Genomic DNA, 7,772 nt, shown 5'->3' on the forward strand with positions numbered 1-7,772 from the left:
TATTTTTCGGGTCACATACTTGTTGAATGCGATTCCCTCTTAATTATTTCGCGGGTGAATATAAGTGATAAGTATTACCATTTGCATTAAATTTACATTCTTTGCATTTGCAAACTTTTGTAAAGTACTCTCTGATGATGCGCCATGATAATGTGACATTAATCACAAAAATTACGACTTAATCATACTTATTGCTTGAACACTAAAGTAACCCTCAAACCGCCTTGCTCACGGTTTTTCGCCGTGACTGCTCCACCCATAATACGCATGGATTCTTTGACAATCGCAAGACCTAAACCGTAGCCACCAAGCTTTTTATCTCTAGAAGCATCTAAGCGTGTAAACGGATCAAAAATATCGACCAGCTTGTTCTCTGGAATACCAGGCCCATCATCAGATACTGACATGGTGGTGAACTGCTGCCCTTCTTTGACATAATTTTCCAGAGAAACTTCTATCTGAGATGCTGGTCCTGAATATTTAATGGCATTACCAATAAGATTGTTCAAACAACGAATGACCAGCGTTTCTTCACAAATGGCTTTAGCACATACAGCTTCTGAGCGGAAAGACAACGTCTGTTCTGACTTCAAATCTATTTTGCAACGTTCTACTTGCGGGGAGAGCAAAACTTCTAAATCACAGCGTTTCGTGGCTTTGTCGAAGCGCGCATTTTCCAAGCGACTGAACTCCAATATATCGCTGATCAAATGGTTTAGCTCTTTTGCTTCATCTTCTAGCCTTGCCACTAGGCTTTGCTCACTTTCTCCAACACGCTTTCGCAAAAGATGCAGAACCAAGTTCTGCCTCGCTAACGGCGTTCTCAATTCGTGAGAGACATCTCTTATAAGCAGTCGCTGCTTTTCAGCGAGAGAATGAATCTGTTGCGTCATGTGATCGAAATCTTGCGCTAACTCGTTAAACTCACGCGTGCTCGACTTCAGCTCTTTCACGACACTGACATTAAAATCGCCATTAGATAGCTTTTTGCTTGCTTCTCTCAATCGATCCAATGGTTGCTGTAAGTTACGTGCCATTAGCAGCGAAAAGAGCGCCAAAATAACCACTGCAATCACGACTTTGAGAATAGAGAAATACAGAATGAAGTCATTTGCAGGGTGCAGTCGATGTGGCAATTGAATCACTAAAGTATTGCCATGAACTAAAGGAATATTGATGATGGGGCGATTCACTTTCCCCTCAAGTTGATCATCAATGCTTCTCTTAAATTGAAGTTTGAACTCGAAGTGCGGATGCATCAGACGGTGCGTAACTGGTTGCTGATGTTCATTCAACACAAATAAATAAAAGTTTTGCGCATTTGCCCAGTCAGCAAGTTCGTCCATGTCTCCGTGCTCAATCAATACATTGGCTTGATGTGCAAGGTCTAGCATTTCTTCTCGCACACTATCGGGCACTTTCAACATGGCTTTCACCAGAGCTTGTTCCGCTAAGGATTGCACGACCAAAATACTAATGACAATTGCGGTCATGCAACTAAATAACTTGAACGCTAAGCTATCTTTACGTTTTGCAATAAAAGGTGGACATCGGAGCTTCATTAACGGTTTACAGCCTCTAAATAACTGTAACCTTTGCCACGGAAGGTTTTGATATGTTGCTTGGAAAGCCCCGCTTCAACTAACTTGCGACGTATGTTACTGATGTGCATATCAAGGTTGCGATCAAAAGGACTCAGCTCTTTCTTTAACACTTCAGTTTGAAGCTCTGCTTTTGAAATCACGACTCCTTGGTTTTTTACCAAGTAGCTCAATAGTTCAGCTTCCGTACTTGTGAGGGGTAAGCTATTAAGCTGGTCGCTGATCGTTTGAACGGTACTACACATCGTCTGACGTTGACGTTCCAAGCCAACACGACGAAGAATCGCTTTGATGCGCATTAGAAGCTCAGCGACATTAAAGGGCTTTCCGATATACTGATCGGCCCCCGCTTGGTAACCATCAAGCATCGAGTTTTCATCGTTGAGAGCGGTAAGCATTAGAATAGGTGTCGCGAAGCGCTGACAGATCCTACGAGCAACTTGCATGCCGTTAAGGTTTGGTAACATGACATCAAGCAATACAAGATCTACAGGCGTTTTTTCCATATATTGCAGCGCACTTTCACCGCAATGCACAGAAGATACGATGTAGCCCTCCTCTTGCAAAACCGCTTCTAACAGCTCACACAAAGGAACGTCATCATCGACTATCAAAACTCGTGACATTACCACTCACCATTCAAATAAAAATGGTTCGCATTTTATTACTCATTTACCAATTAAACAACTACACACTCTAAGGCTTTAAGTCCACAGGACTCAGTCCAAGAAGCAGCAACGTACTATTAGAGTTTAATGTTCACTTGTACTAAAGGTTCCTAACAATATGCACCTAGATATATCTTCATAGAAAAAACGAGTACAATCAGGCAACCGCAAAGCAAAAGATAAAGCGAATGGAAACGTTATTAATTGGTCACCGTGGCGTGGCAGGTTCATACCCTGAGAATACAAAAATAAGCATTCAGGCAGCCATTGACCTGGGGTTGAAGTGGGTGGAAGTGGATATACAGCCTACCAAAGATAATGTTTTAGTGGTTTGCCATGATCATACCGTCAATCGATGCAGCAATGGACAAGGGCGTGTTGATGAGCTCACCCTGGAAGACTTAAAAGCATTAGATTTCGGTAGTTGGTTTAGCACAGACTTTTCAGGCGAGAAGATCGTGACACTAGATGAACTGCTCACTTTAGCTACTGAGAATAAGCTTAACTTGAATATCGAAGTTAAAGTAGACAACCATCCAGCGGAAGAAGTGGCGCAGACTCTCGCCAATGCGTTAACAAAAAGTCCAATGCCGCAAGAGAATGTACTCCTATCGAGCTTTAGTCATGACGTCATTAGAGCGATGCACAAATACTGCAGTGGCTACCGATTGGGTGTGTTAAGTGAATTCTTTACGAGAAAAGATAAACGCCTTTTGGAAGAAGTTAGTGCCTATAGCTGCAACCTAAATATTAACTGGGTTCGTACTCGCCAGATAAACAAACTCCAACAAGCCGGTTACAAAGTGATGTGCTATACGGTGAACAATCCAAATAAACTGAAATACCTGCCTCAGTTAGACGGTATTTTTAGTGATCATCCACAGCGCTTTATGCCATAGCCTATAAGAGCCAGAACATTAAAGGGGACCTTTTGTTACCACTCAATCTGAATTGGTGTCCCCATCTCGACAAGCTGGATAAATTCGTCCATCTCCTCGTTGGTAATCGCAATACACCCATTAGTCCAATCAAAACTTTGGATGTAAATCGGCAACTGACTCTCACCGTTTTTTAAGCCATGAATTTTGATGTTCCCTCCAGGGGACACACCTCGGCGCTTCGCTTCCAACGTATCAATCGCATCAGGGTAACTGATATGCACAGAACGATAAAAAGCAGAGTCCTCTATAACATAATTTAGAGTGTATTCGCCCTCTGGTGTGCGATTGTCTCCCTCTTCTTGTTTATGTCCTTGAGGGTTCGCTCCTAAAGCAATTCGGTATTCTTTTAGCACTGCTCCTTGTTCCATCAAATACATTCGACGCTTAGACTTGTCGACTTTAACGAGGTCAACAGCTGCGTGAGTGCCAGAAGCAAACACACAACACAAGAACATAGAGCACCATTTTACTGACATTGTCGTAACGCCTAAGCTAATAAAGTGAACAAGAAAAGAGCGATAATGCTAGTCAGTTAATGCTCGTAAAGCAAACAGTATCTAATGCGGAACCATAAGATAGACTCGCTGAAAGGCGTACTTCTTATCGTTATTTGATACAACAAAAGTCAAAGAGAAGATTTCTCTATTCATTGCGGCTAAGTTGCATTACTTTATAAGCATATTTATTTATAAAGTCCGCACTTTTTGAGAGGGAACCATGATTAACATTGCTTTTTTTAGTGCAAAATCCTACGACGAAGCCTCTTTTAATAAAATTAAAAATAACCGCGATTTTGAATTTCACTATCACGACTTCCGACTAACCGAAAAAACAGCCAAGATGGCGCACGGCAGTGATGTCGTATGTGCGTTTGTTAATGATGATCTTTCAGCTCCTGTCCTTAAACAGCTTTCTCTGGGCGGGACCAAGCTTATTGCTATGCGCTGCGCGGGATATGATAAAGTTGATCAACAAGCAGCCAAAGAACTAGGCTTACAAGTGGTTCGAGTTCCTGCTTACTCACCAGAAGCAGTGGCAGAGCACACGGTTGGTTTAATGATGTGCCTAAACCGCCGTCTTCACAAGGCCTACCAACGCACACGTGACGCCAACTTCTCGCTAGAGGGTCTTGTTGGCTTTAACTTTTTCGGAAAAACCGTTGGTGTTATTGGTACGGGTAAGATTGGTATCGCGACGATGCGTATCTTCAAAGGGCTTGGCATGGAACTGCTTTGCTACGACCCCTACGAAAACCCATTAGCGCTAGAAATGGGAGCCCGTTACTGTTCGCTTGAAGAAATCTACGCTAATGCGGATATTATCTCTCTCCATTGTCCAATGAGTGAAGAAAACTATCACTTATTGAACGAAAAAGCCTTCGCGCAAATGAAAGATGGTGTAATGATCATTAACACCAGTCGAGGCGAGTTGCTAGATTCACTAGCGGCGATAGAAGCGTTGAAACAAGGTAAGATTGGTGCGCTTGGCCTAGACGTGTATGACAATGAAAAAGACTTATTCTTCCAAGATAAATCTAACGATGTCATTGTCGATGATGTTTTCCGCCGTTTATCGGCTTGTCATAACGTGCTGTTTACTGGCCACCAAGCATTCTTGACTCACGAAGCACTTAATAACATTGCCTCTGTGACGCTTGATAACGTCGAAGCCTTTTTCTCTGGTAACGTATCGGGCAATGAACTGATTAACTAAAGCCAGACAATCGAGAAGTATAGTAGAGCGTGTGATCTCAGCTATGCTATACTCCTCGACTATTTAAAATTTGAGCCAAATTACCATGAGCATAAAAACTGATATTCAAAAGCTGCACAACCGTTTAGATACATGCCAACGTAAACTTGATGCGGCACGTTCTCGTGGTGATCACGAAATGATTACAAAGTTCACGGATGAAGTAGAACAGCTTACCAAAAAGCTTAACCAGTTAAAGCACAAGCAAAACTATGAGCTGAACAAAGAACGTAAAAGCTTACTTGATATGCCTTTCTCTCGTGAAATCACCAAAGCAGAACAAGCGGACATCGGCAAACTGAAAAAACGCGTACGCGGCTTAGTAATCGTTCACCCATTAACAAAAGTTGGTAAAGAACTTCGCCTTGATGTGATGACAGGCTTTGCGCCAAAAGAGTTTTAAAACTCGCATTAACATTTATGGAGCCCAAGCATTTGCTTGGGCTTTTTATTTTGTACTGCTTCATTAGATTTCATCGAAATATCAATCCATAAGCTATTAAAAAGGCCAGCGACAAAAGCCACTGACCTATTTCGACCAATATCGTCCGCATTATATCTCAACGTTACGACAGTTGCTGCAACTTGTGCTCCACAACGGGATCATTCGGAACCAACTGCTGAGCGACTTCCAAAAGTTGTACTGCATCTTGCGGGTTGTCATACTCATGCTTAAGTGCAATATCAACAAGTGGCTGAATATCGATTTGTGCTTGATGCTCCTTCACATGTTCTTTCTTTTCTTCAATTAGTACATTATGAGCGGTACTCAGTAAGTTTAAACGATGCTGTGAGCTCGCATTCGCCTTGTTAAGGCACTGATAGTAATCTTCTTTTAAGCGCAGCGTTTTGGTCTGATGACGAAACTGCGCTATATCTATCTTCTGATAACGTATAAAGTCTACGGCCACTTGCTTATAAAAACCGAATTTATTCAAATACGTCGCGTGGGTACCATGTCCCATCCCGAAGACTCTTAAGTGAGTGAGCTCTGGGTAGCGTTTGGCGTGAAGGCGGTCGATTTCATTAGTTGGATCATAAATGATGTAGCCTTTTGCATCGCCAAGGTCAAGGTCGTGATACTTTCCTTCCCAATCAAATTGTTGGGCTAATTCAGTACTTGGCCTATCATCCCATGGCACCAAAACTTTGTTTTTTGTGCTGACCGGGTGAAACATCAATACTTGATCCAACTTTAATAGATTGGAAAAGGCACCAATAGCAAAACCACCGCGGCTAAGTCCATAGCCTAAACGACATTCAAAGGGCTCAAGTAAAGTCGACAGTTGCTCTAGAAAGAAAATTAAATTACGGCTACGAAACCAGTTACTTTTCCCAAGATGCTGAAATGAAATAATATTTACTTTTTGTTTCTGGGCTAAGCGATAGCCCCAAGGCGCAAAGTCTGAGTGTAAGTCCTGTACTTGTAGATTCGTACCAGCAGGGGAAAAGGTGAACAACAACGGTTTATTGCGGTCGACAAACTCATACTTAACAAATACATCATCAAGTAAGTCCTCCCCGGACATCGGTAGCCTGGTTTGCTGTTCTTCACGAGAAAGAGCCAGCCATTCATCCAACCAGTACAGTAACTTCATTAATCCTCCATCTAAATTGCGCCTAGCAATTGTGTTAAAAATCTAGTTTTAGTGTGTGATCATCTCCCCCTGGTTACAGGGGACTCTGATATCAGTCCTCTTTTAAAACAAAGCGTGAATTTGCTTATTAAATTGGTCAATATCTAAGGTTTGATGGCGAACAAACTCCTGCGCCACCAGATTAAAAAATTCTAATTTATCTAATTGTGTGGATTGAGTGCCGTGTCCCATACCGACGACTTTTAAATGGGTAAGCTCTGGATAACGTTTAGCATGGAGACGATCAATGCGATTGGATGGGTCATAAATAATATAACCTTTGGCATTGCCCAAATCTCGATCATGGTAGCCGCTTTCCCAAGCAAACTGCTGAGCAAGCTCAGTACTCGGCCGATCATCCCAAGGCACTAACGCTTTATTTTTAGTGCTAACAGGATAAAACAACAAAAGATGTTCTAGTTTCAGCAAGTTAGCGAACGCGCCAATTGCAAAGCCACCTCGACTTTGCCCATAACCCAAACGACATTTGAAGGGATGAAGCAACTCAGATAGCTGCTCCAGAAAGAAAATCAAATTCCGACTACGGAACCAATTACTTTGTCCTAAATGTTGAAAGGCAATAATGTTTACTTGTTGTTGTATTCCGAGCTCGTAGCCCCAAGGAGAAAAATCCGGAGTTAAATCTTGTACCTGCACATCAGTACCGGAAGGAGAAAATGTAAACAACAATGGCTTGTTAAGATCAACGAGTTCATACTTCACAAACACATCATCAAGTAAATCGTAGCCAGAGATAGGTAAAGCCATCTCTTGTTCTTGTTGAGTAAGAGCTTGCCATTCATCTAACCAGTAAAGTAGCTTCATTTTTTCTCCAAGTACATTTGCAGTATTTAGACTGGGACTCTATCAAAATGCGTTTAAGCATCCCACGTTGAGACTTAACAAAGCTCTATTTGAAGCCCAAATGAGACGTATGGAAATGTCTTCGATTGAAGGTATTACTGCGTAAACTAAACCCAATGTAGGTACGCAAAAACTTGGAGAAAGAGCTAGAGAAAAACCAATTAGAAGTTTCGATAACAGCGGTTAAAAAACAGCAGATACAAAAAAACCGCTGTAAGAACAGCGGTTTTTTTAAAAGTGGCGGAGAGATAGGGATTTGAACCCTAGATACGCTATTAACGTATGCCGGTTTTCAAGACCGGTGCTTTC

8 protein-coding genes are annotated in these 7,772 nt (G+C 42.0%); 3 read left to right on the top strand and 5 right to left on the bottom strand.

Annotated features, from left to right (window positions below):
* Positions 1-188: 188 nt before the first annotated feature.
* Entirely contained in the window at positions 189-1,562 is a 1,374-nt protein-coding gene (locus R7P80_RS14720; RefSeq protein ID WP_017819704.1) for a sensor histidine kinase, read from the bottom strand.
* Positions 1,562-2,227: a response regulator transcription factor gene (locus R7P80_RS14725; protein WP_005386018.1), complete on the bottom strand. Its 666-nt coding sequence runs from the start codon at positions 2,225-2,227 to the stop codon at positions 1,562-1,564. The genes R7P80_RS14720 and R7P80_RS14725 overlap by 1 nt, the downstream gene beginning before the upstream one ends.
* A 230-nt stretch (positions 2,228-2,457) precedes the next feature.
* Here R7P80_RS14725 and R7P80_RS14730 point away from each other — a divergent pair, with 230 nt between their 5' ends.
* Positions 2,458-3,168, top strand: coding sequence for a glycerophosphodiester phosphodiesterase family protein (locus R7P80_RS14730; RefSeq protein WP_017819703.1), 711 nt, complete (start codon positions 2,458-2,460; stop codon positions 3,166-3,168).
* A gap of 35 nt (positions 3,169-3,203) precedes the next feature.
* Here R7P80_RS14730 and R7P80_RS14735 read toward each other — a convergent pair whose 3' ends face one another.
* Positions 3,204-3,686: a murein L,D-transpeptidase family protein gene (locus tag R7P80_RS14735; protein WP_225491649.1), complete on the bottom strand. Its 483-nt coding sequence runs from the start codon at positions 3,684-3,686 to the stop codon at positions 3,204-3,206.
* Positions 3,687-3,927: 241 nt separating this feature from the next.
* On the opposite strand from R7P80_RS14735, the gene R7P80_RS14740 reads away from it, so the two are divergent.
* Positions 3,928-4,923: a 2-hydroxyacid dehydrogenase gene (locus R7P80_RS14740; protein ID WP_054579202.1), complete on the top strand. Its 996-nt coding sequence runs from the start codon at positions 3,928-3,930 to the stop codon at positions 4,921-4,923.
* An 85-nt stretch (positions 4,924-5,008) separates the two neighbouring features.
* Positions 5,009-5,365, top strand: coding sequence for a YibL family ribosome-associated protein (locus R7P80_RS14745; protein WP_005374274.1), 357 nt, complete (start codon positions 5,009-5,011; stop codon positions 5,363-5,365).
* 163 nt (positions 5,366-5,528) lie between these two features.
* Here R7P80_RS14745 and R7P80_RS14750 read toward each other — a convergent pair whose 3' ends face one another.
* Both R7P80_RS14750 and R7P80_RS14755 read right to left on the bottom strand, forming a co-directional pair.
* Positions 5,529-6,560, bottom strand: coding sequence for a hypothetical protein (locus R7P80_RS14750; RefSeq protein ID WP_005374275.1), 1,032 nt, complete (start codon positions 6,558-6,560; stop codon positions 5,529-5,531).
* 102 nt (positions 6,561-6,662) lie between these two features.
* Complete coding sequence (locus R7P80_RS14755) at positions 6,663-7,424, bottom strand: hypothetical protein (RefSeq protein WP_064354473.1); 762 nt, start codon at positions 7,422-7,424, stop codon at positions 6,663-6,665.
* Between the last annotated feature and the right edge of the window lie 348 nt (positions 7,425-7,772).

It is taken from the genome of Vibrio sp. 2092, assembly GCF_033339635.1.
Lineage (GTDB): Bacteria > Pseudomonadota > Gammaproteobacteria > Enterobacterales > Vibrionaceae > Vibrio > Vibrio alginolyticus.

Excerpts from the sequence above, each read along its gene's own strand:
- R7P80_RS14720 (WP_017819704.1), bottom strand. The coding sequence starts at position 1,562 with ATGAAGCTCCGATGTCCACCTTTTATTGCAAAACGTAAAGATAGCTTA.
- R7P80_RS14725 (WP_005386018.1), bottom strand. The coding sequence starts at position 2,227 with ATGTCACGAGTTTTGATAGTCGATGATGACGTTCCTTTGTGTGAGCTG.
- R7P80_RS14730 (WP_017819703.1), top strand. The coding sequence starts at position 2,458 with ATGGAAACGTTATTAATTGGTCACCGTGGCGTGGCAGGTTCATACCCT.
- R7P80_RS14735 (WP_225491649.1), bottom strand. The coding sequence starts at position 3,686 with ATGTCAGTAAAATGGTGCTCTATGTTCTTGTGTTGTGTGTTTGCTTCT.
- R7P80_RS14740 (WP_054579202.1), top strand. The coding sequence starts at position 3,928 with ATGATTAACATTGCTTTTTTTAGTGCAAAATCCTACGACGAAGCCTCT.
- R7P80_RS14745 (WP_005374274.1), top strand. The coding sequence starts at position 5,009 with ATGAGCATAAAAACTGATATTCAAAAGCTGCACAACCGTTTAGATACA.
- R7P80_RS14750 (WP_005374275.1), bottom strand. The coding sequence starts at position 6,560 with ATGAAGTTACTGTACTGGTTGGATGAATGGCTGGCTCTTTCTCGTGAA.
- R7P80_RS14755 (WP_064354473.1), bottom strand. The coding sequence starts at position 7,424 with ATGAAGCTACTTTACTGGTTAGATGAATGGCAAGCTCTTACTCAACAA.